Annotated in this window: 17 protein-coding genes; 11 read left to right on the top strand and 6 right to left on the bottom strand. The window is 70.6% G+C overall.

Features of this window, described 5'->3' with window-relative positions; translation table 11 throughout:
* Positions 1–169: 169 nt before the first annotated feature.
* The 5 genes from IG54_RS0116555 (at position 170) to IG54_RS0116575 (ending at position 5,230) form a co-directional block, all read left to right on the top strand.
* Positions 170–1,432: a TraR/DksA family transcriptional regulator gene (locus IG54_RS0116555; protein WP_030783893.1), complete on the top strand. Its 1,263-nt coding sequence runs from the start codon at positions 170–172 to the stop codon at positions 1,430–1,432.
* A 78-nt stretch (positions 1,433–1,510) separates the two neighbouring features.
* Positions 1,511–2,104 (top strand): signal peptidase II, encoded by a 594-nt coding sequence (gene lspA, locus IG54_RS0116560; protein ID WP_030783896.1) that lies wholly within the window; start codon positions 1,511–1,513, stop codon positions 2,102–2,104.
* 62 nt (positions 2,105–2,166) lie between these two features.
* A complete protein-coding gene (locus IG54_RS0116565; protein WP_030783904.1) occupies positions 2,167–3,108 on the top strand; it encodes an RluA family pseudouridine synthase in 942 nt (313 codons plus the stop codon).
* Complete coding sequence (locus IG54_RS0116570; protein WP_030783905.1) at positions 3,105–3,572, top strand: GNAT family N-acetyltransferase; 468 nt, start codon at positions 3,105–3,107, stop codon at positions 3,570–3,572. Before IG54_RS0116565 ends, IG54_RS0116570 begins: the two co-directional genes overlap by 4 nt.
* 71 nt (positions 3,573–3,643) lie before the next feature.
* Positions 3,644–5,230 carry a Na+/H+ antiporter gene (locus IG54_RS0116575; protein WP_030783906.1) on the top strand — a complete coding sequence of 529 codons (1,587 nt, stop codon included), beginning with the start codon at positions 3,644–3,646 and terminating at the stop codon, positions 5,228–5,230.
* 23 nt (positions 5,231–5,253) lie between these two features.
* On the opposite strand, the gene IG54_RS0116580 is transcribed toward IG54_RS0116575, so the two are convergent.
* The gene (locus IG54_RS0116580; protein WP_030783911.1) at positions 5,254–6,345 is read right to left on the bottom strand and encodes a mechanosensitive ion channel family protein; all 1,092 of its coding nucleotides are present in this window, start codon (positions 6,343–6,345) and stop codon (positions 5,254–5,256) included.
* 44 nt (positions 6,346–6,389) lie between these two features.
* On the opposite strand from IG54_RS0116580, the gene IG54_RS0116585 reads away from it, so the two are divergent.
* Entirely contained in the window at positions 6,390–6,959 is a 570-nt protein-coding gene (locus tag IG54_RS0116585) for a dienelactone hydrolase family protein (protein WP_030783914.1), read from the top strand.
* A 43-nt stretch (positions 6,960–7,002) separates the two neighbouring features.
* Here IG54_RS0116585 and IG54_RS0116590 read toward each other — a convergent pair whose 3' ends face one another.
* From IG54_RS0116590 to IG54_RS0116605, 4 genes are all read right to left on the bottom strand, one after another.
* Complete coding sequence (locus IG54_RS0116590; protein WP_037897261.1) at positions 7,003–8,670, bottom strand: alkaline phosphatase D family protein; 1,668 nt, start codon at positions 8,668–8,670, stop codon at positions 7,003–7,005.
* Between the two features lie 99 nt (positions 8,671–8,769).
* Complete coding sequence (locus IG54_RS0116595) at positions 8,770–9,588, bottom strand: thioredoxin domain-containing protein (RefSeq protein WP_030783918.1); 819 nt, start codon at positions 9,586–9,588, stop codon at positions 8,770–8,772.
* Between the two features lie 42 nt (positions 9,589–9,630).
* Positions 9,631–10,317 (bottom strand): hypothetical protein, encoded by a 687-nt coding sequence (locus tag IG54_RS0116600; protein ID WP_030783920.1) that lies wholly within the window; start codon positions 10,315–10,317, stop codon positions 9,631–9,633.
* 77 nt (positions 10,318–10,394) lie between these two features.
* Entirely contained in the window at positions 10,395–11,723 is a 1,329-nt protein-coding gene (locus IG54_RS0116605) for a DUF2252 domain-containing protein (RefSeq protein WP_030783923.1), read from the bottom strand.
* A 205-nt stretch (positions 11,724–11,928) separates the two neighbouring features.
* On the opposite strand from IG54_RS0116605, the gene dnaE reads away from it, so the two are divergent.
* Entirely contained in the window at positions 11,929–15,471 is a 3,543-nt protein-coding gene (dnaE, locus tag IG54_RS0116610) for a DNA polymerase III subunit alpha (RefSeq protein WP_030783926.1), read from the top strand.
* A gap of 101 nt (positions 15,472–15,572) precedes the next feature.
* On the opposite strand, the gene IG54_RS0116615 is transcribed toward dnaE, so the two are convergent.
* Entirely contained in the window at positions 15,573–15,752 is a 180-nt protein-coding gene (locus IG54_RS0116615; RefSeq protein ID WP_030783929.1) for a hypothetical protein, read from the bottom strand.
* Between the two features lie 334 nt (positions 15,753–16,086).
* Here IG54_RS0116615 and IG54_RS0116620 point away from each other — a divergent pair, with 334 nt between their 5' ends.
* The 4 genes from IG54_RS0116620 to IG54_RS37995 all read left to right on the top strand — a co-directional run bounded on the left by IG54_RS0116620 (position 16,087) and on the right by IG54_RS37995 (position 20,035).
* The gene (locus tag IG54_RS0116620) at positions 16,087–17,328 is read left to right on the top strand and encodes an NYN domain-containing protein (RefSeq protein ID WP_030783932.1); all 1,242 of its coding nucleotides are present in this window, start codon (positions 16,087–16,089) and stop codon (positions 17,326–17,328) included.
* A 63-nt stretch (positions 17,329–17,391) separates the two neighbouring features.
* Positions 17,392–18,429 (top strand): ABC transporter ATP-binding protein, encoded by a 1,038-nt coding sequence (locus tag IG54_RS0116625; protein ID WP_078594174.1) that lies wholly within the window; start codon positions 17,392–17,394, stop codon positions 18,427–18,429.
* Positions 18,430–18,475: 46 nt separating this feature from the next.
* On the top strand, positions 18,476–19,297 hold the full coding sequence (locus tag IG54_RS0116630) for an ABC transporter permease (protein ID WP_030783938.1): 822 nt from the start codon (positions 18,476–18,478) through the stop codon (positions 19,295–19,297).
* 87 nt (positions 19,298–19,384) lie between these two features.
* On the top strand, positions 19,385–20,035 hold the full coding sequence (locus IG54_RS37995) for a hypothetical protein (protein ID WP_030783941.1): 651 nt from the start codon (positions 19,385–19,387) through the stop codon (positions 20,033–20,035).
* Positions 20,036–20,093 lie beyond the last annotated feature (58 nt).

The following is a 20,093-nucleotide window of genomic DNA, read 5'->3' on the forward strand; positions in this document are numbered from 1 at the left end:
CCGGCGGATTACCCGGCAGGGAGTTGGGCAAAACGCTTGCAGACTCGCCGTGCGGGAGCCGCGGGGCGGGCGAATCGGGCGGCGTGCCCCGTTGCCGCGGGCCTGGAGTCGATTTATCGTCCCAGCACGATTCGCGTGCAAGATCACAATATGTGAAGGGGCCGCGGCCATGGTGGCGAAGAAGACCGCCGTACAGCAGTCGGCGTCCGGCAGATCCACCGGCGCGGGGGCGGGGTCCGAAGCAGAGGGTAAGGGGGCGGGGAAGAAGGCCGCGGCCGCGGTGAAGAAGGCGGTCGCGAAGAAGGTCGCGGCGAAGAAGGCCGTGGCGAAGAAGGCCGTGATGGGGGAGCCGGTGCGGGCGGGGGCGGCTGCGGCGCCGGGGGGTTCCGAGGCTCCGGTGGGGGAGGTGCCCGCGCCGGAGGGCTCCGAGGCTCCCGCGAAGAAAGCCCCCGCGAAGAAGGCTGTCGCCAAGAAGGCCCCCGCGAAGAAGGCCGTCGCCAAGAAGGCCGTCGTCAAGAAGGCCGTCGCTAAGAAAGCGACCGCGGCTGAGGAGGTGCCGGCGAAGAAGATCGCGTCCAAGAAGGCCGCGTCCAAGAAGGCCGCCTCAAAGAAGGCGGCGCCCCACAAGGCCGCGTCCAAGGAGAAGGCCGCTCACGAGGCGGAGCTTGAGGGGGCGCACCAGGCGGGCTCTGAGAGCGCTGCCAAGAAGAGCGCCGCAAAGGCGAGCGCGGTCGGGAAGCCCCCCGCTAAGGAGAGCGCCGCAAAGGCGAGCACGGCCGGGGAGGGCGCGGCCGAGAAGCGCACCTCAAAGAAGAGCGCCGCCTCGAAGCGCGCCGCCAAGAAGGTGGACGCGGAGAGCGCGGCAGGGCAGCAGGGTACGGACAACGACACGGTCGCGATCGCGGCCGAAGATGCGGCTGAGGCCGCGGAGACGACGGGAGCCACGACAGTGGTTGCGAAGAAGACTCCGGGCACGGCGACCGCAGCGACGCAGCCGACGGCGGTGCCCAAGGCGCGTGCCGCCGCGGCGGAACCCGGTGAGCTGGCGGTCCGCCCGGGTGAGGACCCCTGGACTCCGGAAGAGGTCGAGGAGGCCCGCACGGAGCTACAGAGCGAGGCGCTGCGCCTCGGCAGCGAGATCTCGTCCTCCGAGGAGGCCCTGGCGGGGCTGATGCGGGACTCCGGTGACGGGGCGGGCGACGACGACGCGGACACCGGTACGAAGAACATCACGCGCGAGCACGAGATGGCGCTGGCCGCCAACGCGCGCGAGATGCTCCTCCAGACCGAGCGCGCCCTGGAACGCCTGGACGCGGGGACGTACGGCCTCTGTGAGAACTGCGGAAATCCGATCGGCAAGGCGCGGATGCAGGCCTTCCCGCGCGCGACCCTGTGCGTGGAGTGCAAGCAGAAGCAGGAACGACGCTCCTGAGCACGGCCTGGACACCTGGGCCCGTACGTGTGTGCCGTACCCTCGTCCCCAGTCAGGTACCTAGGTTGAGGGACTCACGTGGCAGAGGCGGAGCGCATCATCGGTACGCCGGAGAACCCTGAGGCGGTCGGGGGCGAGCCGGAGCGGCCCGGCGACGTCGTGGGCGAGGACGAGCAGCGGCCCAAGGGCAGGCGCAAGATCGCCGTGCTGTTCGCCGTGGCCGCCGTGGCGTACGCCTTCGACCTGGTCAGCAAGATGATCGTGGTCGCGAAGCTGGAGCACCACGACGCCATCGAGGTCTTCGGCGAGTGGCTCCGCTTCAACGCGATCCGCAACGCGGGCGCCGCGTTCGGGTTCGGCGAGGCCTTCACGATCATCTTCACGTGCATCGCGGCGGCGGTCATCGTGGTGATCGCCCGGCTCGCCCGCAAGCTCTACAGCCTGCCGTGGGCGATCGCGCTCGGCCTGCTCCTCGGCGGCGCGCTCGGCAACCTCACCGACCGGATCTTCCGCGCGCCCGGCGTGTTCGAGGGCGCGGTGGTCGACTTCATCGCCCCCAAGGGCTTCGCGGTCTTCAACCTCGCGGACTCGGCGATCGTCTGCGGCGGCATCCTGATCGTCCTGCTGTCCTTCAAGGGGCTCGACCCGGACGGCACGGTCCACAAGGACTGAGGCGGGGCCCGGCGGGAGACCTGTGGTCGGGGAGTGTCGGTGGGCTCCTGCATACTCAATGGGTGAGCACGATTCCCGAGATCCGTACCCTGCCCGTGCCGGACGGCCTGGAGGGCGAGCGCGTCGACGCCGCCATCTCTCGCATGTTCGGTTTCTCCCGCACGAAGGCCGCCGAGCTCGCCGCGGCGGGGAAGGTCTCGGTCGACGGCTCGGTGGTCGGCAAATCCGAGCGGGTGCACGGCGGCGCCTGGCTGGAAGTGGAGATGCCGCAGGCGCCCGCTCCGGTGCAGATCGTGGCCGAGCCCGTCGAGGGCATGGAGATCGTGCATGACGACGACGACATCGTCGTGATCGTCAAGCCGGTCGGCGTCGCCGCGCACCCGAGCCCGGGCTGGACCGGGACGACCGTGATCGGCGGCCTCGCCGCCGCCGGTTACCGCATCTCCACCTCCGGTGCCGCCGAGCGCCAGGGCATCGTGCACCGCCTGGACGTGGGCACGTCCGGCCTGATGGTGGTCGCCAAGTCGGAGCGCGCGTACACGTCGTTGAAGCGCCAGTTCAAGGAGCGCACGGTCGACAAGCGCTACAACGCGCTGGTGCAGGGCCACCCCGACCCGATGAGCGGCACGATCGACGCCCCCATCGGCCGCCACCCGAACCACGACTACAAGTGGGCGGTCACGGCCGAGGGCAAGCCCTCCGTCACGCACTACGACCTCATCGAGGCCTTCCGGGCCGCCTCCCTGCTCGACATCAAGCTGGAGACGGGGCGCACCCACCAGATCCGCGTCCACATGGCGGCCCACCGGCACCCCTGCGTGGGCGACCTGACGTACGGCGCGGACCCGACGCTCGGCAAGCGCCTCGGCCTGACGCGCCAGTGGCTGCACGCGGTCCGGCTCGGCTTCGAGCACCCGGGCGACGGGCAGTGGGTGGAGTTCGAGAGCCAGTACCCCGAGGACCTCCAGCAGGCGCTCGACCGGGTGCGGGCGGAGAGCGCGTGACCGGTGTGACGATCCGGGTCGCGCGGGATCCGGAGGACCTCGCGGCCTGTTTCGCGGTCCGCAAGGACGTCTTCGTGGCGGAGCAGCAGGTGCCCGAAGAGGTTGAGTACGACGCGTACGACGCCGGGGCGGTGCACGTCCTGGCCGTGCGCGAGGACGGCGTGCCGCTGGGCACGGGCCGGCTCCTGACCGGCGCCGCGGCGGCCGCCAAGAACGGCGGGGACGCCGGCGTGGGCGCGCTCGGCCGGCTCGCGGTGACCGCGGCGGCCCGCGGCGCGGGCGTCGGGGCGGCCCTGGTCCGGGCCATAGAGGACGCGGCACGCGCGCGTGGCCTGGCGGCGGTCGACCTGCACGCGCAGACGCACGCCCTGGGCTTCTACGAACGCCTGGGGTACGAGGCGTACGGCCCGGAGTTCCCGGACGCCGGGATTCCGCATCAGGCGATGCGCAAGGCGCTGCACTGACGCGATGAGCGCCGCCGCGTGGCAGGGTTGAGTCTTGATCGTTGAAGTCTCGACCGCCCGGAGGGCGCACCGTGGATCAATTGGCGCTGCTGCTCGTCCTGCTCCTTGGAGCCGTGGTCACGGTGCCGTTGGGGGACCGGCTCGGGCTGCCCGCACCCGTCCTGATGACGCTCGCGGGGATCGGCATGGCCCTGCTGCCGTTCGTGCCCAATGTCGAGATCCCGCCGGACTACATCCTTCCGCTGGTGCTGCCCCCGCTGCTCTACGCGTCCGTGCAGCGCACGTCGTGGCGGCAGTTCGCGGCCAACCGGCGCCCCATCTTCCTGCTCGCCGTGGCACTGGTCTTCGTGACGACGGCGGCGGTCGCCGCGATGGCCAACGCCGTCGTCCCCGGCCTGCCGATCGCTGCCGCCGTCGCCCTCGGGGCGCTCGTCGCGCCGCCGGACCCGGTCGCCGCGACCGCCGTGGCGGGCTCGCTCGGGCTGCCCCGCAGACTCGTATCGATCCTGGAGGGCGAGGGCCTCTTCAACGACGTCACGGCGATCGTGCTCTACCACGTGGCCATCGCGGCGGCGGTGAGCGGCACCTTCTCCTGGCCGTCCGCCGCGGGCCGCCTGGTGCTCTCCGCCGTGGTGGCCGTGCTCGTCGGGCTCGCGCTCGGCTGGCTGACGAACAAGCTCATGGGGCTGCTCGGTGACGCCATCTTGCAGACCGGCCTGACGCTGCTCGTGCCGTTCGTCAGCTATGTGCTGGCCGAGGAACTGCTCGGCTCCGGTGTGCTCGCCGTCCTCACCACCGCCCTCTACCTCGCGGAGAACGCCGTCGACGCCGACGACGTGCTCGGGCGCATCACCGGGCAGACCTTCTGGCAGATCGTCGACACCCTGGTGACCGGCGCCGCGTTCGGGCTCATCGGTCTCGAACTGCACAACGTGTTCGGCATCGCGAGCGGCCGCGAGTGGGAGATGTTCGGCTGGGGCGCGGCGGTCGTCGGCGTCGTCGTCGGCGGGCGGCTGCTGTGGCTGCTGCCCGCGACCTGGCTCGCCAAGCGGCTGCACAAACGCCGGGACTACGACGAGGAGATCCCGACGACCTGGCGCGAGACCGTCGTCATGTGGTGGGCCGGTATGCGCGGCGTGGCGTCCGTGGCGCTCGCGCTCGCCATCCCGCTCAAGACGGACGACGGGGCTCCGTTCCCGGCGCGTGACGAGATCATCTTCATCGCGTTCTGCGTGATCATGGCGACGCTGGTCGTCCAGGGACTCACCCTGCCCTGGCTGGTGCGGAAGCTCGGGGTGCGCGCCGACACCGACGCGGAGCGGGAGCTGGAGCGGGCGCTCGCGGTGCGCGCCGCCAAGGCCGCCAAGCGCCGCCTCAAGGAGATCGAAGCGGTCGAGGAGCTTCCGGAGGAGGTCTCCGAGCGGCTGCTGCGCGGCGCGTTCGACATCGGGGCCAGGATCAGCCCGGACGTGGTCGACGAGGAGCGGCGCGAGCGGTACGCCAAGCGCGTGGACCGGCTGAAGGCCGTCCAGCGCATCCAGCGCGAGATGATGTCGGCCGCGCGCCATGAGGTCCTCGCGGCGCGCAGCGAGCCCGGCGCCGACCCGGAGGTCGTCGACCGGGTGCTGCATCACCTCGACGTACGCAGCCTGCGCTGACCCCGGGCCCGGTGCCGGGCAGCTCAGCCGCGGCCGGTCCGCGGCACCTTCGGGGCGAGGTGCAGCGGGCGGTGGCCGTTCGGCGCGGGTTCCGCCGAGGCCGTGGTGACCTTCGGCAGTGCGTACGGATGCTTCTCGGTCAGCCACTGCACCATCTGCTCGCGCACCGTGACCCGGACGGTCCAGATGTCGTCCGCGTCCTTCGCGGTGACCAGGGCGCGGACCTGCATCGTGCTCGGCGTCGTGTCCGTGACCGCGAGGCCCCAGTCCCTGCCGTCCCACGCCGCGCAGTCGCGCAGGATGTCGCGGAGCTTGTCGCGCATCTGGTGGACCGGCGCCGAGTGGTCCAGGTGGAAGAAGACCGTGCCGGTCATCTGCGCGCCGCCACGGGACCAGTTCTCGAAGGGTTTCGACGTGAAGTACGACACGGGCATCGTGATCCGGCGCTCGTCCCAGGTGCGTACCGCGAGGAAGGTCAGGGTGATCTCCTCGACGGTGCCCCACTCGCCGTCCACCACCACGGTGTCACCGATCCGCACCATGTCGCCGAAGGCGATCTGGAGGCCCGCGAAGAGGTTGCCGAGGGTGGACTGGGCCGCGACACCGGCGACGATGCCGAGGATGCCGGCCGAGGCCAGCAGCGAGGTGCCGGCCGCCTGCATGGCGGGGAAGGTCAGCAGCATCGCGGCGGCCGCCACGACACCCACGATCGCGGAGAGCACCCGCTGGATGAGGGTCACCTGCGTACGGACCCTGCGGACGCGCGCCGGATCGCGGTGGACCGTGGCGTAGCGGGCGTACGAGGACTCCACTATCGCCGTGGCGATCCGCACCACCAGCCAGGCCGTGGAGCCGATGAGGACGAGCGAAAGGATCCGCCCGATGGCCGCCGAGTGGTCCTTGGCGAGCTGGGCCTGGCCGTAGGAGCCTCTCAGCAGAGCGGTGCACAGGACGATGTGCAGGGGCACGCGGCAGCGGCGCAGCAGCCCCCACAGCGGGGTGTCGTGACGCCGTTCGTCGGCCCTGCGCAAAGCGAGGTCGACCAGCCAGCCGACCAGCACTGTGAGCACGACCGAGCCGCCGATCACGATCAACGGACGCAGTACGTTCTCCATGCCTCCGAGGGTAGGGGTACCGAAGTGAATGGCACGATGGCCCCATGAACATCATGCTTTTCCACTCGACGTACGGGCTGCGGCCCGCGGTGCACGCGGCGGCGGACCGGCTGCGCGCCGAGGGGCACGAGGTGTGGACCCCGGATCTGTTCGGCGGGCGCACGTTCGACGACGTCGAGGCCGGAAGGGCCTACCAGGACGAGATCGGCAAGGACGAACTCCTGAAGCGGGCGATCCTCGCCGCCGCCCCCTACTCCGAGCGCGGCCTCGTCTACGCGGGCTTCTCCCTCGGCGCCGCGACCGCCCAGACCCTCGCGCTCGGCGACGCGAAGGCGCGCGGTCTGCTGCTCCTGCACGGCACGTCCGACATCGCGGAGAACGCGTCCGTGGACGAGCTGCCGGTGCAGCTGCACGTGGCGGAGCCCGACCCGTTCGAGACGGACGACTGGCTGAGCGCCTGGTACCTCCGGATGGGCCGGGCCGGGGCCGATGTGGAGATCTACCGCTACGCGGGAGCGGGCCACCTCTTCACCGACCCGGGCCTCGACGACTACGACGCCGAGGCCGCGGAGAAGACGTGGCGCACGGCGATCGGCTTCCTGGAGACGCTCTGAGGGGGCCGGGCGGGGCTGCTGGGAGGCCCCGCCCGGCGACGGGTCAGCGCACCGGCTCGCGTACCCGCTCGACCTTCTGCGTGCCGCTGAGCGTGCGGTACGAACGGACCCAGGACGAGGTCGCGTCCGGGTCGGTCCGGTCGGAGAGCGCGTAGTAGTCCATCTGCGAGCGCTCGGCGGTGACGTCGAGGACGCCGTAGCCGTGCGAGTCCATGTCCAGCCACTTCACATGGCGGTTGGCCGCCCTGAGGGTGGTCGCGGCCGCCAGGGACACCGTGTGCGGGGCGACGCCGAGCAGGTCGTCGATGTTGTCGGAGCTGACCGAGGTGACGACGAACTCGGTGGCGGCCGAGGCGCTCAGCGGATACGTGGCCGCCTTGGCCGGTACGTCGTTCGCCCACGCCATGTGGATGTCGCCCGTCAGGAAGACGGTGTTGCGGATGTCGTTGTCGCGCAGGTGGGAGATGAGTTCCCTGCGGTCGTCCGTGTAGCCGTCCCACTGGTCCACGTTGATGGCGATGCCCTCCTGGGGCAGGCCGAGCAGCTTCGCGAGCGGCTTGAGGAGATGGGCCGGCAGGGCACCGAAGGCGACCGGCGAGATCATCACCGACGTGCCGACCAGCTTCCAGGCGGCGTCCGAGGACGCGAGGCCCGACTTCAGCCAGTCGAGCTGCGCGCGGCCGGTGAGCGTACGTTCCGGGTCGTCCACCGCGCCGCTGCCGGTGCCCGCCTGCTGGGAGCGGAAGGAGCGCAGGTCGAGCAGGTGCAGGTCGGCCAGCTTGCCGAAGCGGATGCGGCGGTAGACGGTGCCCTCGGTGGACGGGCGTACCGGCATCCACTCGAAGTAGGCCTGCTTGGCCGCCGCCACGCGCTCCGCCCAGGCGCCCTCGGTCTCGGGGGTGTGGTTCCCCGCGCCGCCCTGCCAGGCGTTGTCGGCGAACTCGTGGTCGTCCCAGATCGCGATGACCGGGTGCGTCGCGTGCATCGCCTGCGCGTCCCGGTCGGTCTTGTGGACGCCGTGCCGGGTGCGGTAGTCGGCGAGCGTGACGATCTCGTGCCGGGGCTCGTGCTGACGTACGACCTTCTCGGCCCGCGGGTACTCGCCGCTCGGGTACTCGTAGAGGTAGTCCCCGAGGTGGAGGACCGCGTCCAGTTCGGTGCGGGCCGCGAGGTGGCGGTACGCCGAGAAGTAGCCGGCCTCCCAGTTGGCGCAGGACACCACACCGAAGCGGACGCCGTGCGCGGAGGCGTCGTGCGCGGGGGTGGTGCGGGTGCGGCCCACAGGGGAGTGCACGGGGGAGGCATCGCCTACGGAGAAGCGGAAGTAATAGGTGGTCGCCTGGCGCAAGCCCCTTACATCGGCTTTCACCGTGTGGTCGGAGGCGGCCCGCGCGGTGGTGGAGCCACGGCTGACGACTCTGGAGAACCCCTTGTCCTCGGCTATCTCCCACCTCACCTCGGTGTCGGCCCCCTTGCCGGACCCGGGCACGGCGTCCGGCTCGGGCGTCACCCGGGTCCAGAGCAGGACGCCGTCGGGCAGCGGGTCCCCCGAGGCGACGCCGTGGTGGAAGGCGGGGGTGTCGGCGGCGTGTGCGGGGGTGGCGGCGAGCGGGGCGGCGAGTGCGGCGGTGGCGGCGGCGGCCTTGACGACCGTACGGCGGCTCGGGGCTATGGAGTTGAGCGCCTGCTGAAGATCAGTTCGACTGGTCACGGACGATCACCATACTGATCGGTAAGCCAAAGAGCGGGCGAACTCAGTGAGTTCGCCCGCTCATTCCCCGTGGGCCGGGTAACCGACTCCGGCCCCGGGTCAGCCCTTGAGGGCCTTGTCGACCACGGTCTTGAAGTCCTTCGCCGTGCTCGGCGCGTTCTTCGAGCCGGGAGCGGTCAGCTGCTTGCCGTCCATGACCAGGGAGGGCGTGCCCCTGACGCCGTCCTTGTTGTCGTCGAACTTCTCCGACATCTCCAGGGCCCAGCGGTCGAAGGTCCCGTCCTTGACGTCCTTCTTGAAGGACGCGCTCTTCTTCAGCTCGGGGACCTCGTCGGCGATCTTCAGGAGGTAGGAGTCGTTCTTGAACTTGTCGTCCTGCTCGGCGGGGTGGTTCTTCGCCGAGTACAGGGCCTTCTTGAACTCGAGGAACGCGTCGTCGCTGACGTTCAGCGCCGCGCCCATCGCGCTCAGGGCGTTCCTGGAGCCCTCGCCGGGGATGCCGTTGTCGAGGAAGGTGGCGCCGACGAACTGGAGCTTGTACTTGCCGTCCTTCAGGTCCTTCTCGATGGTCGGGCCGACGGCCTGCTCGAAGCCGGCGCAGACCGGGCAGCGCGGGTCCTCGTAGAGCTTGAGGGTCTTCTTCGCCGAGTCCTTGCCGAGGACCACCGTCGTGCCGTTCGCGCCCGAGGTGTTCGCGGGCTTGACCAGCTTGTTGTCCTTCGCGGCGTCCCAGTAACCGGGCTTGTTGGCCTCCATCACGGCATAGCCGACGCCGCCTGCGATCGCGAGGACGCCGACGATCGAGACGCCGACGATCACCGCGCGCTTGCGCTTCTCGCGCTTGCGCTCGGCCTCCTGCTGGGCGCGGATCCGCTCGCGGGCGGCGGACTTAGCGGCCTGGCTGTTGCGCTTGCTCATGATCTTTTTCTCCGTGTGGGTGACTGCGTGGGAATGTCGTGCTCAGGCGAAGGCGGCCGAGCACGGCGGTCCACGCCGCCCCACGAAGTGCACCAGCAGGCGCGTGCGCGTGACCCGCGCCCGGCGCTCGGGGCGCGGCAGGCGGCGTACGGGGGTGCGCGGAGCGGTCACCGAGGCGACCGCGATCAGGAGCGGCCGGAACGTGGCCCCGGCGACCGCGCGCAGCAGCTGGGCCAGTGCCCGCTCGCCGCGCCGCAGCCAGCCCGCGGCCAGGAGGCCCACGCCGATATGCGCCCCGAGCAGCAGCCAGGCGGCGCCCGGTTCGGCGTCGGCGAGCAGCGCGGCGGCGCCGCCGTGGCCGTCCGCGGTCATCCGGGCCAGCGGCGTCCCGACGGGCGTACCGCCGCACAGCACGTCGAAGCCGACGGAGCGCAGCGGACCCGCCACCGGGCCGCCCGCCTCGCCGTAACAGACGTGCTGGCCCGCGGTGAACACCGTGTCGGCGGCCAGTTCGAGGGGGATCAGCAGGGCGGCGATCCGCCCGAAGCCCCGCTCGTGGCCCGCCAGCGCGTACGCGATGACGAAGACGGCGGCGGCGACAGCCGTGACGGTCGCCAGCGGCAGGGGGACCCGGGACAGCAGCACGTGCGACGCGGCGGAGAGCGTCACGACGAGCGCCGTGAAGAGCGCCGCGCGCACGGCTCTGAGCTGGGTCCCGGATATGTCCATCGCGGAGGAGTGTGCCACGTGTTCCCGTAGGAGGTCCCTAAAGGGTGCCTATGAGTTCCCCATTGGGCCGCGGACGCTTACAGACCTGGAATCCGACCGTTACGGAACAGGTCGACGAAGATCTGGTGGTCCTCCCGCGCGCGGGCGCCGTAGCTGTGGGCGAAGTCGACGAGCAGGTCTCCGAAGCCGGCCTCGTCGGCGGCGATCGCGGCGTCGATGGCGCGCTCCGTGGAGAACGGCACCAGGTCCGAGTGGCCGCTCTCGTCGTCCGCCGCCGCGTGCATCGTGGCGGTGGCACGGCCGAGGTCGGCGACGACCGAGGAGATCTCCTCCAGGTCGTCGATGTCCGACCAGTCCAGGTCCACCGCGTACGGCGAGACCTCGGCGACCAGCTGGCCCGCGCCGTCCAGCTCGGTCCAGCCCAGCCACGGGTCGGCGTGCGCCTGGAGCGCGCGCTGGGAGATGACCGTGCGGTGCCCCTCGTGCTGGAAGTAGCCCCGCACCGCCGGGTCCGTGATGTGCCGGGAGACCGCCGGGGTCTGCGCCTGCTTGAGGTAGATCACGACGTCGTTCTCCAGCGCGTCGCTGTTGCCCTCGAGGAGGATGTTGTACGAGGGCAGGCCCGCGGAGCCGATGCCGATGCCGCGCCGGCCCACGACGTCCTTCACGCGGTAGGAGTCGGGGCGGGTGAGCGAGGACTCCGGCAGCGTCTCCAGATAGCCGTCGAAGGCCGCGAGGACCTTGTAGCGCGTGGCGGCGTCCAGCTCGATGGAGCCGCCCCCGGGCGCGAAGCGGCGCTCGAAGTCGCGGATCTCGGTCATCGAGTCGAGCAGCCCGAAGCGGGTCAGGGAGCGCGCGTCACGCAGCGCGTCCAGGAGGGCGCCCTGGGCGGTGTCCAGCGTGAAGGGCGGCACCTCGTCGCTCTTGGCGCCCGTCGCCAGGTCGTGGATGCGCTCGCGGTACGCCGCGGCGTAGGTCCGCACCAGCTCGGAGATCTGGCCGTCGCTGAGCGCCTTGGAGTAGCCGATCAGGGCCACGGAGGCGGCGAAGCGCTTCAGGTCCCAGGTGAAGGGGCCGACGTATGCCTCGTCGAAGTCGTTCACGTTGAAGATCAGGCGGCCCTGGGCGTCCATGTACGTGCCGAAGTTCTCCGCGTGCAGGTCGCCGTGGATCCACACCCGGCCCGTGCGGTCGTCCAGGTACGGCCCGCCGTGCTGCTCGCGCTCCAGGTCGGCGTAGAACAGGCAGGCCGTGCCGCGGTAGAACGCGAAAGCGGAGGAGGCCATCTTCCGGAACTTCACCCGGAACGCGGCGGGGTCCGCGGCAAGCAGCTCGCCGAAAGCGGTGCCGAAGACGGCGAGGATCTGCTCGCCGCGCTGATCGGCCGTGGGCTGCGGGACGGACATCGCTGGGTGCCTCCTGGTGCGGGGTGGGGCGTGACATTCGAAACAGGGCTCTCGACCGGTCCGACGCACGACGCTCTCGACCGGTCCAACGCACGACCGTACCCCCGAGTGCCCGCCCGCTGTCAGTGCCCCGGATTAGACTTCGTCGCTGTCCCCCCAGACTGCCCGCAGCCTGTCGCCCACCGTTCTCCGGAGGCCTCCCGTCGTGACCAAGCCGCCCTTCACGCACCTGCACGTCCACACGCAGTACTCGCTTCTGGACGGTGCCGCGCGGCTCAAGGACATGTTCAACGCGTGCAATGAGATGGGCATGACGCATATCGCGATGTCCGACCACGGCAACCTGCACGGCGCGTACGACTTCTTCCACTCGGCGCAGAAGGCGGGCGTGACGCCGATCATCGGCATCGAGGCGTACGTCGCCCCGGAGTCGCGGCGCAACAAGCGGAAGATCCAGTGGGGCCAGCCGCACCAGAAGCGCGACGACGTGTCGGGTTCGGGTGGTTACACCCACAAGACGATCTGGGCGGCGAACAAGACGGGCCTGCACAACCTCTTCCGCCTCTCCTCCGACGCGTACGCGGAGGGCTGGCTACAGAAGTGGCCGCGCATGGACAAGGAGACGATCTCCCAGTGGTCGGAGGGCCTCATCGCCTCCACGGGGTGCCCGTCGGGGGAACTCCAGACGCGGTTGCGCCTCGGACAGTACGAGGAGGCGCGGAAGGCCGCCGGTGAGTACCAGGACATCTTCGGCAAGGACCGGTACTTCCTGGAGCTGATGGACCACGGCATCGAGATCGAGCGCCGGGTCCGTGACGACCTGTTGAAGATCGGCAAGGAGCTGGGGATCCCGCCGCTGGTCACGAACGACTCGCACTACACGTACGCGCACGAGTCGACCGCCCACGACGCCCTGCTGTGCATCCAGACCGGCAAGAACCTCTCGGACCCGGACCGCTTCCGGTTCGACGGCACCGGCTACTACCTGAAGTCCACGGACGAGATGTACGCCATCGACTCCTCGGACGCGTGGCAGGAGGGCTGCCGCAACACCCTCCTGGTCGCCGAGCAGATCGACACCACGGGGATGTTCGAGAAGCGCGACCTGATGCCGAAGTTCGACATCCCCGAGGGCTTCACCGAGGTCACCTGGTTCCAGGAGGAGGTCCGGCGCGGCATGGAGCGCCGCTATCCGGGAGGTGTCCCCGAGGACCGGCAGAAGCAGGCCGAGTACGAGATGGACATCATCATCCAGATGGGCTTCCCGGGGTACTTCCTCGTGGTCGCCGACTTCATCATGTGGGCGAAGAACAACGGCATCGCGGTGGGCCCGGGCCGAGGCTCCGCGGCCGGTTCGATCGTGGCGTACGCCATGGGCATCACCGACCTCGACCCGATCACGCACGGCCTGATCTTCGAGCGGTTCCTCAACCCCGAGCGCGTCTCCATGCCCGACGTCGACATCGACTTCGACGAGCGTAGGCGCGTGGAGGTGATCAGGTATGTGACGGAGAAGTACGGCGCCGACAAGGTCGCCATGATCGGCACGTACGGAAAGATCAAGGCGAAGAACGCCATCAAGGACTCCGCGCGCGTGCTCGGATATCCGTACGCGATGGGCGACCGCCTCACCAAGGCGATGCCCGCCGACGTCCTCGGCAAGGGCATCGACCTCTCCGGCATCACCGACCCCAAGCACCCGCGCTACAGCGAGGCGGGCGAGATCCGGGGGATGTACGAGAACGAGCCGGACGTGAAGAAGGTCATCGACACCGCCAAGGGTGTGGAGGGCCTGGTCCGGCAGATGGGCGTGCACGCGGCCGGCGTGATCATGTCCAGCGAGCCGATCGTCGACCACGCCCCGATCTGGGTGCGGCACACCGACGGCGTGACCATCACGCAGTGGGACTACCCCCAGTGCGAGTCGCTCGGCCTGCTCAAGATGGACTTCCTGGGCCTGCGCAACCTCACCATCATGGACGACGCCGTCAAGATGGTGAAGGCCAACAAGGGCATCGAGCTGGAGATGCTCTCCCTCCCGCTGGACGACCCGAAGACCTTCGAACTGCTCTGCCGCGGTGACACGCTCGGCGTCTTCCAGTTCGACGGCGGCCCGATGCGCTCGCTGCTGCGCCAGATGCAGCCCGACAACTTCGAGGACATTTCCGCCGTCTCGGCCCTGTACCGGCCGGGCCCGATGGGCATGAACTCGCACACGAACTACGCCGAGCGCAAGAACGGCCGCCAGGAGATCACGCCGATCCATCCGGAGCTGGAAGAGCCCCTGAAGGAGACGCTGGGCCTGACCTACGGCCTCATCGTGTACCAGGAGCAGGTGCAGAAGGCCGCCCAGATCGTCGCGGGCTACAGCCTCGGCGAAGCCGACATCCTGCGCCGCGTGATGGGCAAGAAGAAGCCCGAGGAGCTGGAGAAGAACTTCGTCCTCTTCCAGGCGGGCGCCCGGAAGAACGGCTACTCCGACGAGGCCATCCAGGCCCTGTGGGACGTCCTGGTCCCCTTCGCCGGCTACGCCTTCAACAAGGCGCACTCCTCCGCGTACGGCCTGGTCACCTACTGGACCGCCTACCTCAAGGCGAACTACCCGGCCGAGTACATGGCCGCGCTGCTCACCTCGGTGAAGGACGACAAGGACAAGTCGGCCGTCTATCTGAACGAGTGCCGCCGCATGGGCATCAAGGTGCTCCCGCCGAACGTGAACGAGTCGGTGCACAACTTCGCCGCGCAGGGCGACGACGTGATCCTCTTCGGCCTGGAGGCCGTCCGCAACGTCGGTACGAACGTGGTGGAGTCGATCATCCGGTCGCGGAAGGCGAAGGGGAAGTTCACCTCCTTCCCCGACTACCTCGACAAGGTCGAGGCGGCCGCCTGCAACAAGCGCACCACGGAATCGCTCATCAAGGCGGGCGCGTTCGACACCATGGGGCACACCCGCAAGGGCCTGACCGCGCAGTACGAACCGATGATCGACAATGTGGTCGCGGTGAAGAGGAAGGAAGCCGAGGGCCAGTTCGACCTCTTCGGCGGCATGGGCGACGAGTCCGGCGGCGACGAGCCGGGCTTCGGGCTCGATGTCGAGTTCTCCGAGGACGAGTGGGAGAAGACCTACCTCCTCGCCCAGGAGCGGGAGATGCTCGGCCTGTACGTCTCCGACCACCCGCTCTTCGGCCTGGAGCACGTGCTCTCCGACAAGGCCGACGCGGGCATCGGGCAGCTCACCGGCGGTGACTTCTCCGACGGGTCGGTGGTCACCATCGGCGGCATCATCTCCGGCCTCCAGCGCAAGATGACCAAGCAGGGCAACGCCTGGGCCATCGCCACCGTCGAGGACCTCGCCGGTTCCATCGAGTGCATGTTCTTCCCGGCGACGTACCAGCTGGTCTCGACCCAACTCGTCGAGGACGCGGTGGTCTTCGTCAAGGGACGCCTCGACAAGCGCGAGGACGTGCCGCGGCTCGTCGCGATGGAGCTACAGGTCCCCGACCTGTCGAACGCGGGCACCAACGCGCCCGTGATCATCACCATCCCGACCGTCAAGGTCAGCCCGCCGATGGTCCACCGCCTGGGCGAGGTCCTCAGCCACCACCGCGGCAACAGCGAGGTGCGGATCAAGCTCCAGGGGGCGCAGAAGACCACGGTGCTGCGGCTCGACCGGCACCGCGTCAAGCCGGACCCGGCGCTCTTCGGCGATCTGAAGGTGCTGCTCGGCCCGTCCTGCCTCGCGGGCTGAGCCCACCCGCCCGCGTGAGGCGGGCAGAGCATCTCCAGGCGGGCAGAGCATGAGGGGCGCACCCGGATCGGGTGCGCCCCTCATGTGTGCCTCAATGTGCGTCAGTTGTGGCCGAAGCGGCGCTGGTGCTTACGGGCAACATCAGCGGGGCTGCCCTGAGCCTGCGTGTCCATCGGCGACTGGGCCTCGGCGGCGGCCGACTTGGCCTGCTCCGACGCCTGCTCGGCCGCCGAGGCGCGGTTCTCCTGGCTGCCCTGCTTGCGATTCTTGTTCTTGGCCATGGTGATCTTCCTCCTGAGGGGGATCCGGGGGCCATGACGCGATCAGACTCACATATGCCGACAGAACGCGCATTTCGGATAATTACCGTGCGTAATAAGGGCTGCCCCGGAGTGATGCGCCGATACGCCACGCCGAAGATCGAGTTCCGCCCGTTAACCTCCGCCAGGTCGGGCAGACTCGAAGCAAACCCGACGCGGACCCGCACCCGCACCCCTGATTCGTTCTCGTCACAGGGTGTGTTCGCGGGCCTTCTAGGGAACGTCCAGGAACCTCCGGACACTTTCAGGAACTTCCCGGAACGCCGGAGACCTCCAGGGAAAGAGGGTGGATCGCGTGGACCGCTGCATCGTCCTGGTGGACGCCGGGTATCTGCTGGGTGCCGCCGCGAGTCTGCTCGCGGGGGAGCCCTCCAGGTCCCGGATCACCGTCGACCACGCCGCCCTGATCCAGGGCCTGCGCGAGCGCGCGGAGTCCGACACCCAGCGTCCGCTGCTGCGGATCTACTGGTTCGACGGCGCCCCCGACCGCGTACCGCAGCCCGAGCACCGGCGGCTGCGCGTCATGCCGCGCGTGACGGTCAGGCTCGGCGCCCTGACCCGCAGCGACGGGCGGTGGGCGCAGAAGGGCGTGGACGCCGCCATGCACGCCGAGCTGACCGAGCTGGCCCGCAACCGCGCCTGCTCCGACATCGTGCTCGTCACCGGCGACGGGGATCTGCTGCCCGGCATGATGGCCGCCAAGGAGCACGGCGTCGCCGTCCACCTGTGGGCCGTACAGGCCGCCGACGGGGACTACAACCAGTCGGAGGACCTGGTCGCCGAGGCCGACGAGCGGCGCGTCCTCGACCGGGCGTGGATCACCAAGGCCGTACGCCCCAAGGAGCTGACCGGCATCTGCGCGCCGTCGCCCGCGCCGCGCCCCGAGATCGCCGCGATCCTCTCCGCCCCGCTCCCGGAGTCCGCTCTCGCCGCCGCCGCGCAGCGCGCCGAGGAAGAGGCCGCCCCCGCCCGCCACGCCGACGCCACGTCCAACGGCCGGGAGCCCGGCGAGCACCGCGTCCCCCCGGGCAAGGGCGTGCCCACCCCCAAGGACCTGGCCGCCCTGCGCGGCCCCGGCACCCAGCCCCCGCAGCCCCCCACGAGCGCGACGCTGCGCTGGTCCTCCGACAAGGGCTGGGTCGAGCGGCCCGGAGGCGCGCCCGAGGGCCCCGAGGCCGCCGCCCTGCCCACCCTCGCCCAGCTGACGACGGCCGAGCAGCGCTGGGCGGACCGGGAGGAGGACATCACCACGGTCGGCGGCGACCCTTTTGAGGTAGGACAGGTGTTCGCCCGGCGGTGGATGGCACGCCTGCCCGAACAGCACAACCTGCAAAAGCTCTCGACGATGTACCCGCGCATCCCGCACCGCATCGACGGCGAGCTGCTGCGCTACGCCGCACGGTTCGGTCTGCTCGCGCACAAGGACGACCAGATCGACGAGCACGACCGGTACGCGATCCGGGCCGGCTTCTGGCGGGAGGTCGACGCGCGGACAGCCGCCGAGCACGCGCCCGCGGGGGACCGGGCAGGTGACTGATACGGGGCGTACGGGGCGCCCCGGGCGTCATCCGCGCCCGCCGACCCCGTAGTCTCGTCCTTCGTGAGTACGCGCCCCGCACCGGCAGTCCGACAGGGACTCCGTCAGGAACACGGCATCGACGCCGTCTGCGCGGTGGGCGACCTGGTCAAGACCTACCCCGCCGCCCGAGGCAGGCGAGGCAGGCCCGCGACGCCCGAGGTCCGCGCCACCGACGGCATCTGTCTGACGGTCCGGCGCGGGGAGATCTTCGGTCTGCTCGGGCCCAACGGTGCCGGCAAGTCCACCCTCGTCCGCCAGCTGACCGGGCTGATGCGGCCCGACAGCGGCACCGTCGACATCCTCGGCCACGACATCGTGCGCCACCCCGAGCGGGCGGCGCGGATCCTCGCCTACCTCGGGCAGGAGTCCACGGCGCTCGACGAGCTGACCGTGTCACTGGCCGTCGAGACCACCGGGCGGTTGCGGGGGCTCGACGTGCACCGGGCGCGGGCCGAGCGGGACGCGGTCCTCGAAGAGCTGGGGCTCACCCCGCTGGCCTCGCGGCCGCTGAAGAAGCTTTCCGGCGGGCAGCGGCGGCTCGCCTGCTTCGCCACCGCGCTGGTGGGGGAGCGGCCGCTGCTCGTCCTGGACGAACCGACCACCGGCATGGACCCCGTCGCGCGCCGTGCCGTGTGGGCGGCGATCGACCGGCGTCGGGCCGAGCGCGGGACGACCGTGCTGCTCGTCACGCACAACGTCATCGAGGCGGAGACCGTGCTGGACCGGGTCGCCGTGCTCGACCGGGGCAGGGTCATCGCCTGCGACAGTCCGGCCGGGCTCAAGGAGCAGGTCGCCGACGAGGTGCGGGTGGAGCTGGTGTGGCGGGAGCGCGCGCCGCTCGGCGTCCCCGAGGTGGCCGCGCTCCGCTCCTTCGCCGTCGAGTCGGGGCGGCGGTGGTCCCTGCGGCTCGCGCCCGAGGAGGCCCGGGCAGCCGTCGCGGCGGTGACGGGCGGGAGCGCCTTCGCCGCGCTGGATGACTTCACCGTGGCTACGCCCAGTCTTGAGGACGTCTATCTTGCGTTGGGCGGGAGCAGTCGGCGGGGGTTGGTGAAGGCGTGAGTTCTTGGGGTGCGGGTGGCAGTGACAGTGACAGAAGGGTTCTCCGGTGAGTGCCGTTCCGCTTGAAGCCGTGGTGCGGGCCGAGGAGCCGGGTGCGGCCGACCTCGGTGGGCCCGCGGTGCTCGGGCCGCGCGCCCGGCTCTTCCCCGCGCTCTGCGCCGTCTACCGCGCCCAGCTCTCCCGCGCGCGGGTCGCGCGGATACCGCTGCTCTTCGTGGCGACCTTCCAGTCCGTCGGCATCATGATCCTGATGCGCGGCGTCGTGGACGGCGGCGGCGAGGCCCGTGCCGTGGTGGCCGGGTCCTCCGTGCTCGTCGTCGCGTTCGTCGCGCTCAACCTGCTCGCGCAGTACTTCGGGCAGCTCCGCGCCGACGGCGGGCTCGACCACTACGCCACGCTGCCGGTGCCGCCCGCCGCCGTGGTGCTGGGCGCCGCGGCCGCGTACGCCTCCTTCACGGTCCCCGGCACCCTCGTCACGGCGATCGTCGGCTGCGGGCTCTTCGGGCTGCCTCTCACGCACCTGTGGGTGCTCGCCGCGGTGATCCCGCTCGCGGGGGCCGCCCTCGCGGGCCTCGGCGCCGCGCTCGGTCTGCTCGCGCCCCGGCCCGAGCTGGCCACGCTGCTCGGCCAGATGGGTATGTCCGCGGCGCTGCTCCTCGGAGTGCTCCCGGCCGAGCGGATGCCGATCCTGCTTCAGTACGCGCGAGACCTGCTGCCTTCCACGTACGGCGTCGAGGCCTTCGCTCGTACGTTCGGGCCGAACCCTGATTGGGCCGTCGTCGCCCTCGATCTGGCGGTCTGCGCGGGGGTCGGTGTCGGCTCGCTCGCCGTGGCCACCTGGGCGTACCGCCGGGCCGCCGTCCGGTGACGCGGCGCACCATCAAAAAGGGGTAGCGCGCAGCGCTTCGGTGAGGGGCGGCGGCCAGGAGAGGGGTAGGCCTGGCACGATGTGTGGGTGACCGCACCGCTGACTCCCTCCCAACCGCCGCACGACCGACCCGCGAGCGACCCCTGGCAGGCACCCGCGCAGCTGTGGGGGGTGGGGGCGATGCCTCCTCACGGCCACGAGCAGGATGGGCCCGGCATGAAGAAGGAACTGTTGCTGGCCGCGGTGATCTTGGCCGTGGTGGCGCTCAGCGGCTTGGTGCTCGGTGCGCTGTGGCTCGGGTTCGCGCCGCGCATCCCGCTCATCTCGGACGGCGAGGCGGTGTACCTCAAGGACACCGAGGGCGAGCAGGCGATCGGTGTCGACGGAACGTTCACTCTGCTCGCGATCGGCTTCGGACTCGTCAGCGGCGTCGCCGCCTTCCTGGTGCGCAGGAGCGGGGGCGTCCCGATCGTGGTGGCCCTGGCGCTGGGCAGCCTGCTGGGTGCCCTGCTGGCCTGGAAGGCCGGGGTTGTGATCGGCCCCGACACGGACGTCGTCGCGCACGCCAAGGCCGTCGGCAAGGGCGTGGTCTTCAACGCCCCCCTGGAACTCAAGGCCAAGGGCACGCTCCTCGCCTGGCCGGTGGCCGCGCTGGCCGTCCACCTCGGCCTCACCGGGCTGTTCGGGCCGCGCGACCCGGAGCCGTACGCGGTGCCTTACGAGGAGCGGGTTCCCTGAGCGGGTCCCCTGAGGTCCCCTGAGCGGGTCCCCTGAGCCGGGCCAAGCGGGGCTAAGC

The organism is Streptomyces sp. NRRL S-920 (genome assembly GCF_000717945.1).
GTDB lineage: Bacteria > Actinomycetota > Actinomycetes > Streptomycetales > Streptomycetaceae > Streptomyces > Streptomyces alboniger.

Excerpts from the sequence above, each read along its gene's own strand:
- IG54_RS0116555 (WP_030783893.1), top strand. The coding sequence starts at position 170 with ATGGTGGCGAAGAAGACCGCCGTACAGCAGTCGGCGTCCGGCAGATCC.
- IG54_RS0116580 (WP_030783911.1), bottom strand. The coding sequence starts at position 6,345 with ATGGAGAACGTACTGCGTCCGTTGATCGTGATCGGCGGCTCGGTCGTG.
- IG54_RS0116585 (WP_030783914.1), top strand. The coding sequence starts at position 6,390 with ATGAACATCATGCTTTTCCACTCGACGTACGGGCTGCGGCCCGCGGTG.
- IG54_RS0116595 (WP_030783918.1), bottom strand. The coding sequence starts at position 9,588 with ATGAGCAAGCGCAACAGCCAGGCCGCTAAGTCCGCCGCCCGCGAGCGG.
- IG54_RS0116600 (WP_030783920.1), bottom strand. The coding sequence starts at position 10,317 with ATGGACATATCCGGGACCCAGCTCAGAGCCGTGCGCGCGGCGCTCTTC.
- IG54_RS0116605 (WP_030783923.1), bottom strand. The coding sequence starts at position 11,723 with ATGTCCGTCCCGCAGCCCACGGCCGATCAGCGCGGCGAGCAGATCCTC.
- IG54_RS0116615 (WP_030783929.1), bottom strand. The coding sequence starts at position 15,752 with ATGGCCAAGAACAAGAATCGCAAGCAGGGCAGCCAGGAGAACCGCGCC.